Genomic DNA, 21133 nt, shown 5'->3' on the forward strand with positions numbered 1-21133 from the left:
TTGGCTACCTTTAGTCATTTTCGACAAATCTTGCTACGCTCTCACCGCACTTCTTACAATGTCCTTGCAAAACCAAACCGAATTGATCATTTTGAATACCATAATCGATAATTGTCGTCACCCCACATTTTGAGCAAAAGACATTATTTAAGAGCCGTTGCTGCATATCCACGGGTATTTTTGCCCATTTCTTCAGCCCTTCGATATCTGATGTTCTACATTGATCTTCTAAATTCATGTAAATACCTCGCCTTTCTTATCTCTAAATTTAAAATAAGGCCTTGTTAACAAAACATCTAAATCAACCACTCAACAAGCCCCAAAAGCCAAAAACATCTATATTGTTATTCAGCAAATTATTCGCTTTAAATTTCATCATTATCAGTCAAAATAAAAGAAGGTATCGGATAAAATATTCTGCAGCATAATGCGTCAGATTGTTTGATCCGGTACCTTCTTGTGTTATCATGAAAACATTACTTTTGATTGAGTGGCAGAAATAACCCTAACAAAGTCCATCTGCCACTCATGACATCACAGAGAGGTTGTAGCCCCACTATAACAGTTTATATGATAACGATTTTTACGGATAATTGCAATCCCATTTCGCAAATTTTATATGATCAGACGCTTAACGATCTTCAGTTCCACCAGCTTACATGCAGCTGTGGCTGTTCAGGGGGTCTTTCTGTCCATGGCTACTACCGGCGCAGCATCAAGGTTGGAGATTGCCTGGTGCCACTGCGGATCTGTCGGGTGAAATGTGCCGTTTGCAAAAGAACCCATGCCCTACTGCTGTCATCGATCGTCCCTTATTCTCAGATTAGTCTTTCCGGGCAGATCCGAATCCTTTCCTGTTATGAAGCTTCTGGTGACTTCGCTGCGATTATGAATAGTCATCCGGCGATTGATGAAAGCAATATCCGGCATGTGATTCGCCAGTATCGTTGCCACTGGCGCCAGCGGCGGCTTGCCATCGGGCTGACACTTTCGATGACCCGTCACTTCATCAGCCAGTGTTTTAAAGGCTTTGGCCGGCAGTTTATGCAGATTAAACCGACACCGAATGTTTTCTTTCCAGAACCCACATAAGCTGACACGATCCCTCCGACATTTTTTCATATAATGGATGAAAAAACCAAGGAGGTTTCAACCATGAACCAGAATAAAGCTCAGGCAGTTGCGCTGATGCGCTATGCTGTCATCGCTCCCCTTATTTCAGGCCTTTCTGATGCTTATCCGTCCAACGAGGCTTTCTTTCGTGACGCTTCCCTTAAAGGGGTGCTGCTGGCCGACGGATCAACCCGGCACTTTGCACCACAAACGATCAAGTACTGGTACCGCAATTATCTGAATCAGGGCTTTGATGGCCTGCTCCCTTCGTCCCGGTCGGACAGTGGCCAGCCACGCAAACTGGATGACGATCTTCAGGCCCAGATCCGGTATCTGAAAGAAAACTATCCGCGGATGTCGGCGGCGGCCATTTTCCGCCAGCTTCGTGAGAACGGCAGCGTTACCGCCGGCCAACTGTCGGAATCGACGGTTAACCGTTTTATCAGACAGCTGGCGCTGGAGATGAAAACCACCACCAATCATGACATGCGACGCTATGAACGCCCGCACATCAATGAAGTCTGGTGCGGGGACAGCAGTGTCGGTCCCTATCTTAAAACGCCGGACGGAAAGAAGCACCGGGTTTTCATTATCGCCCTGATTGATGACGCCAGCCGCCTGATTGTCGGGATTGATGTTTTTTTCAATGATAATTTCGTGAACCTGATGTCGGTCATGAAATCAGCGGTCGCCCGGTATGGTCGTCCGCAAATCTACAACTTTGACAACGGCAGCTCCTTTAAAAACAAGCAGATGGAGCTGCTGGCAGCCCGTACCGGTTCGGTCCTTCACTATAACCAGCCTTATACGCCGATCCAGAAGGCCAAAATTGAACGGTGGTTTCGCACCATGAAAGATCAGTGGCTGGCCAGTCTGGATATCCGCGATTTCACCTCGCTTTCGGGACTGCGTGACCACCTGCGGGCTTATGTCCTGCGCTATAATCAGACCCCGCATTCATCGCTTAAAGGCCTGTCGCCCCAGGATCGCTTCTTTTCAGAACCCCAACACATCCGTCGTCTTTCCGATGAAGAAATCGAAAAGCATTTTCTGCTGGAGATCGAACGCCGCGTCTCCATCGACAGCGTCATCACCATTGATCAGGTGGAATACGAAGTGGACTGCCGTTTTGCCAGGCAGCGGATATGTCTGCGCTATTCTCCGGACATGGAAAAAATCTTTATCGCTGAAGCGGATGGTACTCTTACGCCCATCCGCTTGCTCAACAAACACGAAAATGCCTTTGTCAAACGGGAAAAAATCCATTTATGCCGGGGTGATGCATCATGAACTATACCGCACGCTATGGGCTCGAATTCAACCCCTTTCTGAAGAATTCAAAAGAGATCCTGGTCGATACCAGCGAATACCGGGAAACCCGTTTTCGTCTCGATTATCTGGTTAAAACCAGAGGCTTTGGTCTGCTCACCGGCAGCCCCGGACGGGGAAAAACCACGGCAATCCGTAACTGGGCCGCTGGTCTCAATCCTTCCTTATTCAAGGTCATCTACTCCAGTTTTTCCACCCTGACCCCTAATGACTTCTATCGCCATCTGGCGACCGAATTCGGGGCTCAGCCGTCTTACCGGAAACCCGATAATTTCCGGATTATACAGGAGGAAATCACCCGTCTTGCCCTTGAAAAGCGCAAAACGCCGGTCATCATCATTGATGAAGCCAACCATATCAACAGCGCCATCTTAAATGATCTGAAGATTCTCTTCAACTTCGAGATGGATTCAAGAGACCGGGCGGCCATCCTGCTTGCCGGTCTGCCGGCCCTTAATTCAACCCTGCGCCTGGGGATTCATGAACCCCTCCGCCAGCGCCTTGTCATGAATTATGATCTGGGCGGCTTAACCGGTGAGGAAGGCCGAATCTATGTGATCGATAAACTCAAAGGGGCCGGCTGCCATCAGCCCGTATTTGAAGAAAATGCCCTGCAGGCCATTCTTAACGCAGCTGACGGTACGCCACGGATGATCAACAAGTTCTGCAATGCCAGTCTGCTGATCGGCGAAAGCCATAAAGCGGCCACCATAAATGCCGATATCGTGATGCAGGCCATTAACGATACCGAGCTTTAGGAGGGCAGGCATGACTTTTGATTACTGTTGTTCTAAAAACCTGTCAGGGATTGCGTCCTGGAAAGGACAGGTTAGTCTGATCACAACCGTTAACCCCTATGAGCTGACCGTGACCGCCCGAAACAGCTCTTTTCATATCATTTGCGGCACCTATTCCCACGGCCACTTTTTATGCATCCCGGATCTGGGGGTATCGACCCCGCTTGCCAGTTTAAACGATACCTTCTGGAATCTGGAACGGCTTACTATGAATAATCCGGATTTATCAGAACCCGATGCCATCAGCATCATCTGTGCTTTAAAAGCCCTTAAATCCCATCTCGCCATCTGATTAAAAGCAGGGAAACCTGCTTTTTTAGATCTTTTAATTTGCTCCATTAATATCGCTGTTTATTTAATCTGCCGAATCAGGTGTTTATAATATGCTTTATTAGATCTTTTTTCCGCTATTCCGGTTAAAATAAAATGCCGGATGGTGGTGCTTTTAATTTGACGGACAACACCACCCTTAGTAATCAGGTTAGCGTCGACCTCGCCATAACCTGTTTTATATACCGCTTCAACCGCTGCCATGACTCTAATTAAATCCTCACCTTCAAACCACTGATCCAGGGTCATGTGAGCCAGCTCTTCAGCTGAATAGCCAGTCATTTCTTCATGTTTTTTATTCCATTTAATCAGCTTTCCGGTTTCATCATAAACGTACAGATAACCAGGAATGCTCTCAAACAATGCGTTAATGAAGACCATTTCCCGTTCTAATTCAGCTTTTGCAACGATTAGCTGATTATTCAGTTCATTCAGATCATCGATTCGTTCCGCAACCCGCTTTTCTAAGAGCGTATTTTCCTGTCGCAATAAATCACTGTCAAGTTGCAATCCGGAAATATCTGTCACAATCGAAAGTAAATAATTTCTGCCTTCTAGCGCTACCGGACTTGTTCGCACTTCAACATCACAGATTTCGCCATTCGCACGAAGCTGTTTAAAATAGAACTGCTTCCGTTCTTTATTTTTGGCCCGAGTAATTTCTTTCTTCAGTTGCTCTTCACTGAGGCAATTAAAGTGGGTAATTTTAGATGTGATCATCTTATCATGGGATTTTCCATAAAATTCACAGGCAGAAATGTTGCAGTCTTCAATTTTGAGGGACTCTGGATCAATCAACAGCATTATTTCAGTATTATTTCGAAATAGTTCTTCAAAAAAAGCGTCATTTTTTTTGATTTGACCCGTTCGATGATCATCCAATTTACTCACCTCATCTACCTTAAATTCATGATTTCATTTTCTATCCAATTCCAAATCGCAGTGTTATATTCTTCTATTTACCCCAAAACAGCCGTTTCAATCATCAGGTCATTTTGTGTGATAAGTAGGATAAAAAAATCACAAGATATAATGTCACCATTATTCTTGTGATTCGGATTCGAGAAAAAAATAATTCAGTCGGTAGTGAGGGGAAAATAATCGCCTTTCTCAGACATACCAATGGGATAGTGGCAACGTTTGAGCCAGCTCTGGGTAGTCAGTTCAGGAATTGGTGGAAGTTCAAGACAATGTGTAAATCCTTCCCGGACAATTTCCACAACCTGCTGATCAATGTTTGTTGCCACAGTGTCGAAAACCTCCCAGCCTTTTTCGGGCAGATGAAGTAGGATAATCTGGGTTTTATCACCCTGAGTAAAGGTATCCAACACTTTGAAATGCGAGCCTGCCTCCATCACACAAAGCCCCCAATGGGTGTCATGCTCATAAGATTGCATGTTTGCATAATGATTTGAAAGAATTGCCAGACGATGGGTCGTTACCATACCACCCCGGCGCAAACTGGCATCGGTAAATCCCAGTTCCTTTAACACCATCCCGACCTGGTATTTTTTCCCTAATTCACCGAGATTGCAATCACGAATCAGCAAGGTAATTCCGGGATAGGTAAACTCGATCACTTTTTCTAATTCTTCAAGCTTCTGATACTTTTTTGCAAGCATGATTAAACTCCATATTTTTAAGCTAAACTGGTTGGATTTCTGAGATTACAGCCAACGACGTTTTTTACGCTTTTCTCATTCTTACTAATCATCGCATATCGTCCAAACACAAACGAAATTTTGTTTGACGATACTAATTATTTTTTTGACCTGGTATGCCATTTTCACAGGGAACATTGACCTGGCATTTACCACAACCATATCGAGGTTTGTATTTTTCTGCAGTTTTATCCAAAAAAATGCTGCATAAACGATGATCTTTTCCTTTTTCAATTGAAATGGCTTTCACCGGGCATTGCTTAACACACGCTCCGCACTGCGTACAATAGGCGTTATAAATTTCATATGGTCGCCCATTGGGTTCCAACTGCAGTTCAGTCACCAGGCTGCCAAATCTGCCAGCAATACCCTTTTTCGTGATTAATCCTTTTGAAAGACCAAAAGTTCCCAGTCCGGCAAGGTAAGCGATGTGGCGTTCTGACCAGTTACTTGTGAAGGCCAGCGGCTCACCACAAAGTTCTTCAATGGGTTCGGTAATGCTGAAAAACTTTTTATCCATAGTCGGAATGACTGAAGCATAACCAGCCTTTCTTAAGTGTAACTCCATTTTTGATAACAGGGTACGTAACAAGCGGTGGCCTTCAACCCGACCAACTAACCATCCCCAGGAGGGCCAGATTTTTTGTTCCCGATTGCTGGCTTTGACAGCTTCACTATAGGGCAGAAAAAATGAGATCACAGTTTGTGCTGTCGGCAACCACTCCCGGGGATTCCGGAAATGGCAGCCAATCACTTCGGGGTTTTTGAGAACTGCAAACACCTCATCACTCGCTTCACAAAAACCAAAAATTGGCGGATCATATATTTTTTCACCGACTAATTCAATGGGTGCTTTACTGTCCATTTTTATCCGATTATCAGCTGAATTTGCTATAAAGTCTTCAGCTAGCTGTATTAATTCTATTTTGTCCATTTTAGCCTCTCTCGATTCATCATATCGATTTAATTATAAACTAATCTTATGACTTTGTAAATTTTTATGTTGTGAGTTAATACACAAATCGTTAAATAATCAACAATTCCACACAACTTTTTACGGACGTCTGACCAGCCACATCATTTGAATCTTTTATTTTTTCGGATCAGATGACATCATTATAAAACAGAAAAACGCACTGCCAAGGGTAAATTTACCATTGGCAGTGCGCTTGATATGATACTAGGCCAGACTTTTTTTGTATTCAATGAATTCATCATACGTCGAGAGACGATCAATGATGCCTTCTTCTCTGATTTCAATAATGCGATTCGCTACGGTTTGCATAAACTGATGGTCATGGCTGGCAAAAAGTAAGATCCCTTTAAAATCAATCAGACCATTATTAACGGCGGTAATGGATTCCAGATCCAGGTGATTGGTCGGTTGATCCAGGACTAAAACGTTTGAACCAAACATCATCATTTTGGACAGCATACAACGTACCTTTTCGCCCCCAGACAGAACCTGAACCTCTTTATAAATATCATCGCCAGAAAAAAGCATCCGTCCCAGAAAACCCCGGATATAGGTTTCCGTAATTTCTTCGGTATACTGCTGTAGCCATTGACAAATATTTAATGTGCATCCATTAAAATAATCGCTGTTATCTTTCGGGAAATACGACTGGGTGGTACTGACCCCCCATTTAAAACTGCCTTCATCTGGTTCAATTTCTTCCATCAGAATTTTAAACAAGGTCGTCATGGCAATCTCGTTGTCAGCAACAAAAGCGATCTTATCTTCTTTGTTAACCCGAAAACTGACGTTATTAAGAACTTTGACGCCATCGATGGTTTTTGATAAATGCTCAACCGTTAAAATTTCTTTACCGGGTTCCCGATCAATCTGGAAGCCAACCCAGGGATATTTTCGGGATGAAGACGGCATGTCTTCAATATTCAGTTTATCCAACATTTTCTTACGGGATGTGGCCTGTTTGGATTTGGATTTATTGGCTGAGAACCGGGCGATAAAGTTCTGGAGCTCTTTGGCCTTATCTTCATTTTTCTTGTTCTGATCTTTGATTAGGCGCTGAATCAACTGACTGGACTCATACCAGAAATCATAATTTCCGACATAAACCTTAATCTTACCGAAGTCGATATCGACGATATGGGTACAGACGTTATTTAAGAAATAACGGTCATGGGATACCACAATAACCGTTCCCTCATAATCCATCAAAAATTCTTCCAGCCATTCGACGGCCTGAATATCCAAATGGTTAGTGGGCTCATCCAGTAAGATGATTTCCGGCTTGCCAAACAAGGCCTGGGCCAGTAAAACCTTGACCTTTTCGTTACCAGTCAGGCTGTCCATATTGGCATCAAGAATTTCGACCCCCAGACCAAGCCCCTGAATGATACGGGACGCATCGGATTCGGCTTCCCAACCGCCCATTTCGGCAAATTCACCTTCCAGTTCGCCAGCCCGGATACCGTCCTCATCAGAAAAATCTTCTTTCATATACAGGGCATCTTTTTCTTTCATAACCGAATACAAACGTTGATTCCCCATCATGATGGTATCCAAAACTGAATACGCATCATAAGCATAATGATCCTGCTTTAAGACCGACATCCGCATGTGCTCGGGGATAAAGACATTCCCGGTGGATGGTTCAATTTCGCCTGATAAAATTTTCAAAAAAGTGGTTTTTCCAGCCCCGTTCGCTCCAATGACCCCATAACAATTCCCCGGGGTAAACTTTATATTTACATTGGAAAAAAGATTTGTTCCGCTAAAATTTAAGCTTAGTTCTGATACTGTTATCATTTTTTATAATCCTCCATTGATTTAATTGGCAACCCCTGTAAAATAATCTCATTGTGACTTTTTAAAACTACCTGATTTTACTCGCTTCCAGTAGCAGGTGCCAGTTTTTTGTACAATCGCCGCATTAATCTGCAAATTTGTATTTCATCATTTTGTTGCCGTTCCGTAAAGAAGAGGCCTTTATCAGATCACTGACAAAGAACCTCTATCATAAGCCACTTTATTATATCCTTTTTATCATTTTTTATCCAGTCTTTTTGCAAAATAATATCATATTCTTAAATGTATCCAGATACGTTGCCACTGTGATTGTTCTTTTTGATTTAAAAAACAACCATTCCCCACTAAACCCGAATATTCTTTCTTAATATCAGCAAAGCTGTTTGCTTTCCATGATGAGATGATTATCACGGATTCGTCTGGGTATATTGGGGTTAACAGCAATCATTGACTGGGCACTACACACAAATTAATTATCCTTTTACTGTTGGCTAAGTCGGATACTCAAAATTATAGATCAGGAGGTCTTTAAATGAACATTAAAAAAGCAGCATTAGGTCTCACACTGGCAACCTCGTTGCTGGGTGTCTCAAGCTGCGCACAAAACACGGGCAACCAGCCCATTGATCAAAGAATCGCTCATCTCGATGCCCAGCCTAATAACGATGGCAATTATAACATTGTCTTTGTAACAGTCGATCAGGAGCATTATTTTGATGAATTCCCGGCTGGCACCAATTACAAAGCCCGGGAACTGCTAAAAAAAAAGGGAACTACCTTTGAAAAACATTATACCTGCAGCAATGTCTCCACCTCATCCCGATCTGTCATTTACACTGGCACCCACATCACGGATACGCTGATGATTGACAATACTGAATCACCCTGGCAGGAGCCGATTTCTGAAAATCTCACCACGGTCGGTGACCGGATGCTCTCAGCTGGATACTACTCGGCATTTAAAGGCAAGTGGCACATGGGCGACACCAGTGTTTTTGATGATACCAGCCAACCCGCCATGCAGGAGCAGAATGGGCTGCTGGGCTACGGGTTTTCTGACTGGAATGCCCAGGGTGATATTGTTGGACAGCTTCAGCAGGGCTATATGCAAGATAGCAACATTGCTGGAGATACGGTCAGCTGGCTGCGCTCAAAAGGATCGGCTACCAATGCCTCCGGACAGTCCTTCTTCCTGGCCGTCAATCTCGTGAATCCCCACGATATTATGTATTATAACACTGATTCAGACGGTGTCGCCGTACAGGACACTGGCCAAACAACCTTTGCTATTGCCGGAGCTCCGGTTAATACAATTTATGAAACCAGTTACCCCAAGGCGGAAATTCCGTCTAGCTGGTCTCAGGCTATTGATGCTCCTGGCAGAGTCCCGGCTGAATTGGAATATTTTGATTTATGGAACCGTCGGGTGGGCGAAATTCCCGTCGAGGCCAGCCGTTGGGAAAATTTCCAGGATTATTATTATAATTGTATTCAGGACAATGATGGCCAGCTCTATAATATTTTATCTGAACTATCCAATCTGGAAATGCTGGATAATACCATCATCGTCTTTACCAGCGACCACGGTGATATGCAGGGAGCCAATGGACTCCGGGGAAAAGGCGGTTTTATATACGAAAACAACATCCACGTTCCCCTGATTATCGTGCACCCTGAATATGAAGGAGGCAATACCATTGATGCGGTAACCAGCCACCTCGACCTGGCACCCACCTTCATTGATATGACCAATCTGTCAGATACTAAAAAAGCCGAGCTTTCTGCTGGGCTTCCCGGCAGCAGTATGATGGATCTGCTTGATGGCAGCCAAACAAAAATAAGAACGGGAGCTTTATTTGCCTACGAAATGATCTCAATGATCGACAGCGATATGATGCAAACCACTGACCCAACAACCGGTGTCACCAGCTATACGATTGACTATTCCAAACGTGGCTTTGTCCGTGGAATAACCACTGAAAAATACAAATTTGCCCGCTATTTTTCACCACTCAATTTCAATCTACCAACAACCATGGAAGCATTGTATGCCAATAATGATGTTCAGCTGTTTGATCTGGAAAAAGACCCCGATGAATTAGTCAACCTGGCCGCAGACCAAGACACTAATGCTGCTCTGATTATGGAACTGAATAATCAGCTTAATACCCTGATCACAGCAGAGATCGGTGTTGATGATGGCAGTGAAGCCACCGCTGTCATTGCTCAGATCAACAAAACTCCGAATTGATGGTCATGAAAAAACGATATCCCCCGGATTCCAGGACTTATGCCATCATGGCCAAACCCATTGGCGCATCCTGTAATCTTAGCTGCCGCTATTGTTATTACCTGGAAAAGCAGGATCTGATGGCTCAACAAACAAAACTTATGTCAGATGTAGTGCTTAAGGCGTATATCCGTCAGAATTTCGCCATTCATGGGAACAACGCAGTTGTCGAGTTTGCCTGGCACGGTGGTGAACCAACCCTGGCTCCCCTTGATTTTTACATACAAGCATTGAATTACCAAAACCAATATGGCCCTGGCCGAATCATCCGCAACACCCTCCAAACAAATGCTACCTTGCTGACGGATGCCTGGTGCGCGTTTTTTGCGGCCAATCATTTTCTGATTGGTGTCAGTATCGACGGTCATGCTGATCTTCATAACCGTTATCGAAAAAATCGTTTCGGCAACACGTTTGAACAGACCATGGCTGGTATCAAACTGCTTCAAAAACACGGTGTCGCTTATAATACACTGACAACTGTCAATACCATTAATTCGCACCATCCCGAGGACGTTTATCTGTTTCTTCGAGAGCTCACTGACTATATGCAATTTTTGCCAGTCGTCGAATGTTTGCCAGCCAGCTATGAAAACGCCTCCGGACAGCGGTTTGCCATGCCCGCTGGACTCCATTCCCCCTCCATGATGCATCCAGTAACAGATTTTTCGGTCACCGCCAAAGACTATGGCACCTTTCTCTGCACAGTTTTTGATTTGTGGAGAAAATTGGATTTGGGGGAAAAATATGTCCAGATTATTGAATCGACGCTGGCTAATTTAAATAATCACCCTGCTGGTGTCTGCGTTCATGAAGCGCTTTGCGGCCACGCTGGCGTTCTGGAAATGAATGGGGATCTTTTTTGCTGCGACCGTTATGCTTTTGAAGCGTATAAGCTTGGCAATATTCTTGAAACGCCACTAGCAGACTTAATGGAGAAAAATCGCTCCTTTGGTATGCACAAAACCTTAGGACTGCCTGACGAATGCCTGGATTGTGATCATATCCGACTTTGTTTTGGGGGCTGTCCGAAAGATCGGTTTCTTTTATCAAGAGACAATCAAAAAGGCAAAAACTATTTATGCGAAGGGTATCGGCAGTTTTTTAAGCATATAAAAAAGCACTCCGGTGATCAATCAATTCCGCTTATATTTTGAGTGATCGTCAACTTTAAACCCTGTTTACATCAATTCTTCGGGAACAATAAGGAGGTGTCAGATGACACCTCCTTATTGTTCCAACTTCCTGAATTATTTTTTGTTAACGATGATTTAAAATTCGGTGTTCACTTCGCTTTGTCAGCATTATAGCGGTAGTAATTTGCGTTTTTCTTGAATTTCACTTTAGTCAGGATAACACCAATGACAGCTGCCCCAACCTTGTCGAGATTTTTTTTTGCTTCAATAATTGTTGCTTTTTTTGTGGAGTGGGCGGCAATTACCAACAAAACCCCATCGACAACATTTGAAATAATACTTGCGTCGGCAAAACTTAACACAGGTGGGGTATCAATAAGAATAACATCGTATTCTTCTCGACATTTTTTAATGAATGTTTCAAATGCTTCTGAATTCAGCAGTTCGGTCGGTGAAACATGTTTGTTTCCAGCGGTTAAAATTTCCAATTTTTCAAGTTTTTCTATTTTATTTACAAGGGACTCCAGCGGTAATTCATCCACCAACATATTGGATAAACCATTCTTTCTCTTATTAATATTAAAAATGGTACTGATCTGAGGTAACCGTAAATCAGCGTCGATTAGTAACACCCGTTTATCGGCCTGGGCAAATGTTACCGCCAGGTTTGAAATGGTGGTACTTTTCCCTTCTTCTTTACCAGCACTCGTTACCAGCATCACCTGATAACGATTATTCAAATTTTTAAAATTCAAATTTGTCCGCAATAATTTATAACTTTCAGTTATAAATGATGTGGGGTCGCTTAGTGTGATTAAATTTTGTGAATCCATATTATCGAGCCTCCCCTTTAAATTCTGGGATATCCCCTAAAACTGACACGCCAATCAAATTTTCAATGTCTTCATCATTTCTAATCGTATCATTCATCAGAAACATCAAAATAATTACAAATAATGAAATGAAGAATCCCAATAAACCGCCAATAACGGCATTAAGAAGAACATTAGGCGAAATAGGTGCCTGCGGTACCAGCGCCTGATCCAGAATTCTGATATTCTCTACGCCGACAATTTGTAATACCGCCACCGTCAATTGTTTAGCCAGTTCATCGGCAATCTGTTTGGCAACTTGGGGATCCGAGTTTCTAAACCCAACTGTGAAAAGACGGGAATCGGAAACACTCTGAATAATAACGTTATCTTTAAATTCATCGTAAGAAATAGTCAATCCCAAGTTTTTTATTACCTCATTTATTACCAATCGGGTGGAGGCAATTTGCTTGTAATCAACAAGTAGTTGACTATTAGCATTTAATTGGCCTAATGATACATCTATTGACCCCAAACTACCGCCCTCCTGACCAATGTACAAAACTGTATTTGCTTCATAGATCGGGGTTACATATTTTACTGTGTAAAGATAAGCTGACCCGAAACCGACAATGGTCAGCAACAGAATGAGCCACCATTTTTTAATAATAATCTCTAAAAGTTCTTTAAAATTGACTTCCTTTGTTGTTTCCATGCTGTTCTCCTTTCTTAAAGACCAGGTATGTTTTACAGTTTCTATTTCCAGTTTTCTTGATTAATATCTTCATTAACTTTAAACAGGTTTTTGATTGTATCCAGATCTTCCTGACTGTACAATTCATACCATAACCCATCAATAATTTCGGAATATGTTTTTAATCGATAATTTTCAAAACTCAGATTTGTGTCCCCGCCGCTCATATTGAGATACTCTTTAAGCTTCGAAACATTAACATCAGTCTCAACACCATTATTATAGTAGGTTTCAATCAATTGCAGCTTTTTTTTCAGACTCATCGTTGACAGTTTCTTCATTAATGACTTAACCACTTCCTGCTGTCTGGCGATCCGGCCATAGTCGCCGTCGCTATCACTGCGAAATCTGACATAAAATAATGCATTTTTACCGTTTAAAACTTGCTCACCCTGACTGATAACTAATTGATTTTCATTTTTATAGAAATCCTTTTGTGCGGTGACTTCGACGCCCCCAGCATCGTTGATGATTTTGGCAAATGTATCAAAATCCAATTTCACTGAAAAGTCCAGTTTTATGCCCAGCAACTCCTCAATGGTCTGATTGCTCAATTCTCTGCCACCATAAGCAAAGGCATGATTAATTTTATCCAAACCATAACCGGGAATATTAACCCGCAAATCTCTTGGTAACGAAGCCATGACCATTTTTTGTTGTGTTGGATCGTACATCACAACCATGATAATATCACTTCGTCCGGTTTCATCAGATCGCTCATCAGTTCCATAAATTGCAAAGATAACCGTTTTTCTCGTATCTGTCAGTTCAAGCAAATCTTCGTTGTTCTGATTCAAAACATCCTCAATCGATCCTGCATCCGCTTCAGTATCTGTGTCTGCATTTTGAGTATTGGCCGAAAACAAGGATCCATTGTTTGCACGAGCAAATATGAGCAGGCTGGCCATAATTACCAGAAATAGAACACTCAATAGAATTATAACCAATTTTTTATTTTTCATGGCGTTTGATTCCTTTCTCAGTTAAACTTGCCTGAACCCAAATAGCTTGCAATCGCTGATCGAACAACGCTTTATCTATTTCAGATAATTACCATTGTTATTAACCTCGTCACTGTCTTTGTAGGTAGGAACAATATTTTTCACCATACTGATCAGCGCTTTTTTATTCGATGCTTTTAGATAGGGTCTTAACTCTTCAAGTGACTTCTTAAGTAATGTGTAGTCAATATCTCCCGGCTTACCCACTCTAATTTTTTCGAAGCAGGTCTCTTTCAGCCACTCTTCATCCATTAATAGTTCTTCATAGAGTTTTTCTCCTGGTCGCAATCCAATGATTTCTATTTCGATGTCTTCATTCAGCTTTAATCCCGAGAGTTTAATCAGGTCGACTGCCAGATCAAATATTTTTACAGGTTGCCCCATATCAAGCACAAATATCTCTCCGCCTTTTGCAATCGCACCCGATTGAATTACGAGTTGCGCCGCTTCCGGGATGGTCATAAAGTATCGGATAATTTCTTTATGCGTTACAGTAACCGGACCGCCTTCTTTAATCTGTTTCTTAAATAGGGGAACTACTGAACCATTGCTACCGAGGACGTTACCAAAGCGAACAGCCGTAAACTTTGTTTTACTTTGCCTGGCTAAACCTTGAATAATCATTTCACAGATCCGTTTACTGGCACCCATTATATTGGTCGGGTTAACGGCTTTGTCTGTCGAAACCATAACAAAGCGATCTACCCCAAACTCATGGGCCGCTTCCGCAACATTTTTTGTTCCAAAGACATTATTTTTAATCGCTTCCCAGGGCGAACGCTCCATTAAGGGTACATGTTTGTGTGCTGCCGCATGAAAGATAACATCGGGATGGTAGGCTTCAATAATCGCAAAAACATCATCCCGATCTCTTACCGAAGCGATAATCACATCCAGATTGATTTTATTTTCGTAATCATTAATCAGTTCATTTTGTATTTCATAGGCATTATTCTCATAATTATCCAGAATAATCAATTTCCCCGGATTGAATCTGGCAATCTGTCTGCATAATTCAGAACCGATCGAACCGCCACCACCCGTTACCATAATAATTTTGCCTTCAAGATAACTGACAACTTCTCTGATATTAAGATTTACCGTTTCTCTGCCAAGCAAATCCTCAATCTCGACATCTCGAATTTTACTTAACGAGACCTGACCATCAATCATTTCACGAATTCCCGGAACAATTCGTACCTTGGCAGGCGTACGTTTACATTCACTGATGATCATTCGGAGTGTCGTTGGATCTGCTGTCGGTGTTGCAATAATAATTTCATTGATATTGAACTTATGAACAATACTGCCAATATCATAGTTATTACCCAGAACCTTAACGCCAGCAATTGTTTTATTTAATTTTTTGGCATCTTCATCAATAAATCCCACAACTTGTCCGTAGCTTAATGCATGATTCTTAATTTCTGTGGCAATCAATGTCGCCGTCGCACCACTTCCAATGATCAATATTTTCTTCTGGACATCCTGCTTCATAAAGATTTTTCGGTTTTTTAAACTTCGCACCAAGCGATAGCTAAAACGGCCACTGCTGACAAATGCAATTTCAAAAAGCATACTGGTTAGATAAATACCAAAATATAGTCTTTCGCCCATATAGAAAAGATAAGCCGTTCCAAACACGTTGGCGACGATCACCGCCAGCAAAATCTTAATCAACTCTTCCACCGAAGCATAAGACCATAAACTGTTATATAAATCGAAGAATCGATAAATTAGCAGCTTTCCGACCGTTAAGATAAAAACACTGCTTAAATAAATACTAATTACTTCTGAAGGAATGTCTCCTTCAAAATGCAAAAATAATGTAAACAAGAATGCAGCGTTCACTGCCAATATGTCTGCTGCAATTAAAAACAACTGCCTGCTTAGTTTCGTTTCCATCGACTACCTCACTTTTTGACAGAATAATTTTGACAATTTTTGCTAAGCTTTTTACTGAATTCAGAAATATTATACTACTGACGGTGAAATCCAAACCGTTTCTTTTTCAGCACAGGCACCATCAGTTCTCGATCTCTGATCATCATCCCGGGATTTTCATAAAAAAGCATTTGTCCGCATTCTTCACCAAACACTTTTACGACAATTTCATATGCCCGTTTCATGACCGGTGGACGCTTGACTAAATCATGTCCATCGGATGCTATAATATAAATCAAACCACTTTCAATCCATTTTAGGGCCTTTCTTCTTGTTTTTCCATCCATAATATATTGTGATGTGATTTGGGAATAAATTCCCCGTTCGTTTAAAGCTGCCAGCTTTTCTGGTCGTCTTGCGAAAACCTCATATCGCTCAACATGGGCCAGGACAACCTTATAGCCACTTTCCTGTAATTCGAAAAGCATGGATTCATGAAACGGGTAGTAATGGTATAAGGGTAATTCCACAAGCAAAAACCGGCTGTTTCCCATCGTATGGGCGAGTCCCCGCTTGATCCCTGCCATGGTTTCTTCGCTTAGATATATTTCATTACCCAAATGTAGTTTAAAATCAATGTTCTCTCGCTCGATATAATCTATCAGCAATTGGTACTGCTCATCCACATTTTGATTATGGTAAGTTGGCAAATTAAAATGGGGGGTCACGATCATTTCATTAACGCCGTCATTTATTGCCAGCTGCATCATCTGAATTGCCATTTCCAGATCTGTAGCCCCATCGTCAACCCCAGGCACCATATGTATATGTGTATCAATCATAATCACACTCTTTATAATCCTTTCGCTGGATAGTCTGTTAAGCGATCCTTTTTGTTAATCCCGACTGAACAAATCCCTGGTATATACCTTATCAACAACATCTTTTATTTCTTCTGACAGACGATTCGTCACAATTACATCAGCTATTTCTTTAAACTCATTAAGATCTTTTATCACTCTGGAATTGAAGAAGTCACTTTCTTCAAGGGAAGGTTCATAGACAACCACCTCAATCCCCTTTGCCTTAATACGCTTCATCACGCCTTGAATCGCCGATTCCCGAAAATTGTCAGAGTTTGTCTTCATTGTCAACCGATAAATCCCCACTATTTTCGGTTTTCTTTTGATTATCATATCTGCGATATGGTCTTTTCTGGTGCGATTGGCGTCCACAATTGCCGACATAATGTTCTGGGGAATATCAGCATAATTTGCGAGTAATTGCTTGGTGTCTTTTGGCAGACAGTAACCACCATAACCAAACGATGGATTGTTATAATAATTGCCAATTCGCGGGTCCAGGCACACTCCCTGGATAATATCATACGTATTAAGACCTCTTACCTCGGCATACGAATCCAATTCATTAAAATATGCAACCCGTAATGCTAAATAGGTATTTGCAAAAAGTTTTATCGCTTCAGCCTCAGTTGAATTTGTATAAAGAATTTGAATATCCTTTTTTAAAGCCCCCTGGGCCAGCAATTCAGCAAAAACGCGGGCCCGTTCTGACTGCTCACCGACAACAATTCTTGAGGGGTAAAGATTGTCATACAGCGCATGTCCTTCTCTTAAAAATTCCGGTGAAAAGATAATGTTTTCCGCTTCAAACTTTTCCTTTATAGCCTCTGTATATCCGACCGGTATGGTTGATTTTATGATCATTACTGCGTCAGGGTTGATCGCCAAAACATTGGCAATTACCGCTTCCACAGTTCTGGTATTAAAATGATTTTTTTCCGGATCATAGTTTGTCGGTGTCGAAATGATTACATACTCCGCATCTATGAACGCTTCATAATTATCTGTTGTTGCCCGCAAGTTCAGTTGTTTGGTTTTTAAATATTCTTCAATTTCATCATCAATAATTGGCGATTTTTTATTATTGATCATCTCGACTTTTTCTTTTAAAATATCAAGTGCAATAACCTCATTATTCTGTGCCAATAAAATGGCGTTCGACAAACCCACATATCCGGTACCGGCGATTGTTATCTTCATTTTCTTTTCCCCCGTCGTTATCGATTTATTGATCAATCTTATAATATTCTTTAAACCATTTGACAAACTTAGCTAAACCCTCTTCAATACTCGTAACAGGTCGAAAACCGATATCTTTTTCAAGATCGCTGATATCGGCATAGGTAATTAATACATCACCTGGTTGCATATCCATGTATATTTTTTCCGCTTTTATTCCCAGCTGATCTTCCAGAATCGTAATGAAACGCATTAACTCTACGGGGCTATTATTCCCGATATTATAAATCTTGTATGGAGCAAAACTTGAGCTTAAATCATTCTCCCTTTCATCCCAATTCTGATTGGCAATGGGAATTTTATCAATCAATTTGCTGATACATGCGACGATATCATCGATATAAGTAAAATCACGTTTCATTTTTCCGTGATTAAATACCTTAATCGGTTTTCCGGCTAGAATATCCTGAACAAAAGAAAAGTATGCCATATCAGGCCTTCCATATGGTCCATAAACCGTGAAAAACCGTAAGCCGGTTGTTGGAATATTGAACAGATGGCTGTAGGTATGGGCCATCAATTCGTTCGCTTTTTTAGTCGCAGCGTAAAGAGAAACCGGATGATCGACATTGTGATTGGTCGAAAATGGCACCTGTTTATTTCCACCATACACTGAGCTTGATGAGGCATAAAGAAGATGCTCCACTGGATAATTGCGACATGCTTCAAGGATATTCATAAATCCCACAAGGTTGGAATCCAGATAGGCATAAGGGTTAGTGATTGAATAACGGACGCCAGCTTGCGCAGCCAGATTAACCACATAGTCGGGTCGATGGGTTTCGAAAACTTGATCGACTGCAGCTTCATTTTTTAAATCCACTTGATAGAAACTAAACTTGCAATGATTTTTCAAGATAACCAAACGATCTTCTTTTAAGGATTGTTCGTAATAATCATTAAGATTGTCAATTCCAACTATTTGATGATTCTCGCCAAGCAATGAACTAGCTAAATGAAAACCAATGAAGCCTGCCACACCAGTAATTAGTATTTTCATTTTTACTCCGCCTTTTTCTCAAAACTTATTCATATTCCATTGTATGTATTTTACCCCTTTCAGCCGTAACTTACCACTATTTTAATGAATATTCATTCCGAAAAACCAGTTTTTCTTTTTTATCCTTTTGCAGCAAAAAAATAAGCCCTGCAAAAGCACGGCTTATTTTTTCTTGATCTTTTATTTTGTTTCAGAAATAATTCCAATTATTCTTTTTTCTTAATCAACCTTTGCTGTCAGCAGATTAAAATTATTGGTAGCCACGGAAAAATCAGAGCTGGAATTCAGTCGCTGGAATCCGCTGTAAGAATTATTGGACACTTGAATCTGGGTTCCTTCGGGATTATAAATCAGATAAGAGTAGGATGCGCCGCTATTGGTAAAGGTATTGTTTCGCAGCACGGCCTGTGATCCCACACCTCTGAATCCGATACCGTATTTGTCGATACTGCTGTACTGGAAGCTGGAGTTTTCAACCACGACATTGGTTGTCTTGGAAGTGCTGCTGGCACTGATTAACGGAATTTTATTGACATTTGTAACGTTCATTCCAGAGATCGTGGTATCCTTCACTTCTCCGATAAACCAGTACAATGCACCGGCCATCCCGGTTGAGTCAACGGTAACATTGCTAATACTTGCCTGATAGCTGTTGCCGATGCTGAATGCGCCAATATCGGTGGTTGTTGGCTTGGCACCACTGATGTTGACATCGCTGATGGTTAAGCTGTTGGCATCAGCAATTTTGAATCCCAGACCGCTGCCAGTGATGGTTAAGCCTTTAACTGTGACGTTATTGGCACCAGTATTGATGTGCATCCCGACAACGCTGTTCTTGACACGACAATTTTCAAAGACGATGTGATCCGGTGGGGTTGGGAATTTTTCATTACCAGCTACAGCAATACCGCCACCAGGGGCATTATTGAACTCGACGTTTCGAAACAGGAAATTGCTGTTATCGCCGCGAATATAAGCTGCATGAAGCCATTTTGTTCCGCCATCATTGGCGTTAAGAATACTGTCGGTCATGGTTAAGTTGTTAGTTCCGGAAATCTGAATGGGCATCCCGGTTTTATCAATTTTAAGATTGCTGACGGTGACTCCCTGGTTGCGGCTGCTTCCGGATTGTCCCATTTTCAGACCCACATACATACTGTCCATCGAAACATCTTTGATCGTCAGATTGCTGATGCCCTGGAAAAACATTCCCTGAACGTTACTGATCATGCTGTTGGCATAATAGTCGGCTCCAGCGATGGTGTTCTGGGATTTTAGTGTCAACCCTTCAAGGGTAACATTTGAAATGTATGAAGCCGGATTTGACCACAAAATATTTGCTACGGCTGACGGCTGTGGCGCCATGTACAAGGTAGCCCCATAACCGCTGATTCTGGTATTGTTCTTGACTTCCAGTTGACTGGTAACCACATAGGTTCCTGCCGGAATTGTCAAGGTAACGTTTTTACTGCTGGCATCATTAATGGCATTTTGAATCGCTGCCGTATCATTGGTGATGCCATCCCCTTTTGCGCCAAAATCTTTGACACTGACTCCCTGATTCACTGGTGTTGTTGGTGGTGTGACAACTGGTTCAGTCACTACGGGTTCAGTCACTACGGGTTCAGTCACTACGGGTTCAGTCACTACGGGTTCGGTCACCACGGGTTCGGTCACCACGGGTTGTGTAACTGTGACAGGTTTTTTAGGAGGTCTGACTCTGGCTGCAAATGCCGAATTTATTGGCATAACACTAAATAACACAAATAATGTGACTAAAAAAACAGATATTTTTTTCATGATGGTATTCCTTTCGGTAGCCGGCTGCCATTTTACAGGCCCTTAGCTTTGCGTCCCAACTTTTCAGTTGGTTTGCCTTTTTCGTTGAATAACGATGAATTGCAAATAAAAAACTTCCCTTTCGGTAACTGGCTGCCATTTTACAGGCCCTTTAGCTTTGCGTCCCTATTTTTCAACAGGTTTGCCTTTATCGTTGGAAAGTGATTCCACGATCAATATTAAAATTTTGTAATCGCTTTTTTTGAGTATGTTACCTTCCTTTCGGTAGCTGGCTGCCATTTTACAGGCCCTTTAGCTTTGCGTCTCTGACTTTCACCAAATTTGCTTTTATCGTAGAAAATAAACGGC

19 protein-coding genes and 3 riboswitches are annotated in these 21133 nt (G+C 41.9%); of the genes, 6 read left to right on the forward strand and 13 right to left on the reverse strand.

The features are described 5' to 3' along the window. Positions 1 to 10: 10 nt before the first annotated feature. Positions 11 to 238, reverse strand: coding sequence for a hypothetical protein (locus BI182_RS10950; protein WP_070372280.1), 228 nt, complete (start codon positions 236 to 238; stop codon positions 11 to 13). Between the two features lie 332 nt (positions 239 to 570). Between BI182_RS10950 and BI182_RS10955 the strand changes: the two genes are divergently transcribed. The 4 genes from BI182_RS10955 (at position 571) to BI182_RS10970 (ending at position 3531) form a co-directional block, all read left to right on the forward strand. Further along, entirely contained in the window at positions 571 to 1092 is a 522-nt protein-coding gene (locus BI182_RS10955) for a DUF6431 domain-containing protein (protein WP_243134871.1), read from the forward strand. Between the two features lie 63 nt (positions 1093 to 1155). After that, complete coding sequence (locus BI182_RS10960) at positions 1156 to 2403, forward strand: helix-turn-helix domain-containing protein (protein WP_286807837.1); 1248 nt, start codon at positions 1156 to 1158, stop codon at positions 2401 to 2403. Beyond that, positions 2400 to 3200, forward strand: coding sequence for an ExeA family protein (locus tag BI182_RS10965; RefSeq protein WP_148638775.1), 801 nt, complete (start codon positions 2400 to 2402; stop codon positions 3198 to 3200). The genes BI182_RS10960 and BI182_RS10965 overlap by 4 nt, the downstream gene beginning before the upstream one ends. A 10-nt stretch (positions 3201 to 3210) precedes the next feature. Then, the gene (locus BI182_RS10970) at positions 3211 to 3531 is read left to right on the forward strand and encodes a DUF6618 family protein (protein WP_148638774.1); all 321 of its coding nucleotides are present in this window, start codon (positions 3211 to 3213) and stop codon (positions 3529 to 3531) included. A gap of 59 nt (positions 3532 to 3590) precedes the next feature. Here BI182_RS10970 and BI182_RS10975 read toward each other — a convergent pair whose 3' ends face one another. The 4 genes from BI182_RS10975 to BI182_RS10990 all read right to left on the reverse strand — a co-directional run bounded on the left by BI182_RS10975 (position 3591) and on the right by BI182_RS10990 (position 8006). Further along, on the reverse strand, positions 3591 to 4460 hold the full coding sequence (locus BI182_RS10975) for a PAS domain-containing protein (RefSeq protein ID WP_286807838.1): 870 nt from the start codon (positions 4458 to 4460) through the stop codon (positions 3591 to 3593). A gap of 185 nt (positions 4461 to 4645) precedes the next feature. Next, on the reverse strand, positions 4646 to 5191 hold the full coding sequence (locus BI182_RS10980; RefSeq protein ID WP_148636480.1) for a hypothetical protein: 546 nt from the start codon (positions 5189 to 5191) through the stop codon (positions 4646 to 4648). 133 nt (positions 5192 to 5324) lie between these two features. Continuing rightward, a complete protein-coding gene (locus BI182_RS10985; RefSeq protein ID WP_286807842.1) occupies positions 5325 to 6164 on the reverse strand; it encodes a 4Fe-4S binding protein in 840 nt (279 codons plus the stop codon). 246 nt (positions 6165 to 6410) lie between these two features. Beyond that, on the reverse strand, positions 6411 to 8006 hold the full coding sequence (locus tag BI182_RS10990) for an ABC-F family ATP-binding cassette domain-containing protein (RefSeq protein ID WP_070369457.1): 1596 nt from the start codon (positions 8004 to 8006) through the stop codon (positions 6411 to 6413). 532 nt (positions 8007 to 8538) lie between these two features. Between BI182_RS10990 and BI182_RS10995 the strand changes: the two genes are divergently transcribed. Together BI182_RS10995 and BI182_RS11000 are read left to right on the forward strand one after the other, a co-directional pair. After that, positions 8539 to 10257, forward strand: a complete 1719-nt coding sequence (locus BI182_RS10995; protein ID WP_286807847.1) for a sulfatase family protein — start codon at positions 8539 to 8541, stop codon at positions 10255 to 10257. A gap of 5 nt (positions 10258 to 10262) precedes the next feature. Then, positions 10263 to 11453, forward strand: coding sequence for an anaerobic sulfatase maturase (locus BI182_RS11000; protein ID WP_286807851.1), 1191 nt, complete (start codon positions 10263 to 10265; stop codon positions 11451 to 11453). Positions 11454 to 11581: 128 nt separating this feature from the next. On the opposite strand, the gene BI182_RS11005 is transcribed toward BI182_RS11000, so the two are convergent. From BI182_RS11005 to BI182_RS11040, 8 genes are all read right to left on the reverse strand, one after another. Further along, positions 11582 to 12265: a CpsD/CapB family tyrosine-protein kinase gene (locus BI182_RS11005; protein WP_228882542.1), complete on the reverse strand. Its 684-nt coding sequence runs from the start codon at positions 12263 to 12265 to the stop codon at positions 11582 to 11584. Between the two features lies 1 nt (position 12266). After that, the gene (locus BI182_RS11010; protein ID WP_070369454.1) at positions 12267 to 12959 is read right to left on the reverse strand and encodes a YveK family protein; all 693 of its coding nucleotides are present in this window, start codon (positions 12957 to 12959) and stop codon (positions 12267 to 12269) included. A 41-nt stretch (positions 12960 to 13000) separates the two neighbouring features. After that, positions 13001 to 13960, reverse strand: coding sequence for an LCP family protein (locus tag BI182_RS11015; RefSeq protein WP_070369453.1), 960 nt, complete (start codon positions 13958 to 13960; stop codon positions 13001 to 13003). 75 nt (positions 13961 to 14035) lie between these two features. Then, complete coding sequence (locus tag BI182_RS11020; protein WP_286807868.1) at positions 14036 to 15904, reverse strand: polysaccharide biosynthesis protein; 1869 nt, start codon at positions 15902 to 15904, stop codon at positions 14036 to 14038. Positions 15905 to 15978: 74 nt separating this feature from the next. Further along, on the reverse strand, positions 15979 to 16725 hold the full coding sequence (locus BI182_RS11025) for a tyrosine-protein phosphatase (RefSeq protein ID WP_228882544.1): 747 nt from the start codon (positions 16723 to 16725) through the stop codon (positions 15979 to 15981). Positions 16726 to 16779: 54 nt separating this feature from the next. Beyond that, positions 16780 to 17946: a nucleotide sugar dehydrogenase gene (locus BI182_RS11030; RefSeq protein WP_228882546.1), complete on the reverse strand. Its 1167-nt coding sequence runs from the start codon at positions 17944 to 17946 to the stop codon at positions 16780 to 16782. 25 nt (positions 17947 to 17971) lie between these two features. Continuing rightward, the gene (locus BI182_RS11035; RefSeq protein ID WP_286807880.1) at positions 17972 to 18985 is read right to left on the reverse strand and encodes an NAD-dependent epimerase; all 1014 of its coding nucleotides are present in this window, start codon (positions 18983 to 18985) and stop codon (positions 17972 to 17974) included. Between the two features lie 219 nt (positions 18986 to 19204). After that, a complete protein-coding gene (locus tag BI182_RS11040; RefSeq protein WP_286807886.1) occupies positions 19205 to 20785 on the reverse strand; it encodes a glycosyl hydrolase family 28-related protein in 1581 nt (526 codons plus the stop codon). 12 nt (positions 20786 to 20797) lie between these two features. Beyond that, positions 20798 to 20872: riboswitch (cyclic di-GMP riboswitch) on the reverse strand. 33 nt (positions 20873 to 20905) lie between these two features. Beyond that, positions 20906 to 20981: riboswitch (cyclic di-GMP riboswitch) on the reverse strand. 64 nt (positions 20982 to 21045) lie between these two features. Then, positions 21046 to 21121: riboswitch (cyclic di-GMP riboswitch) on the reverse strand. Positions 21122 to 21133 lie beyond the last annotated feature (12 nt).

This window comes from Acetobacterium sp. MES1, assembly GCF_002237635.1.
Taxonomy (GTDB): Bacteria; Bacillota; Clostridia; order Eubacteriales; family Eubacteriaceae; genus Acetobacterium; species Acetobacterium wieringae.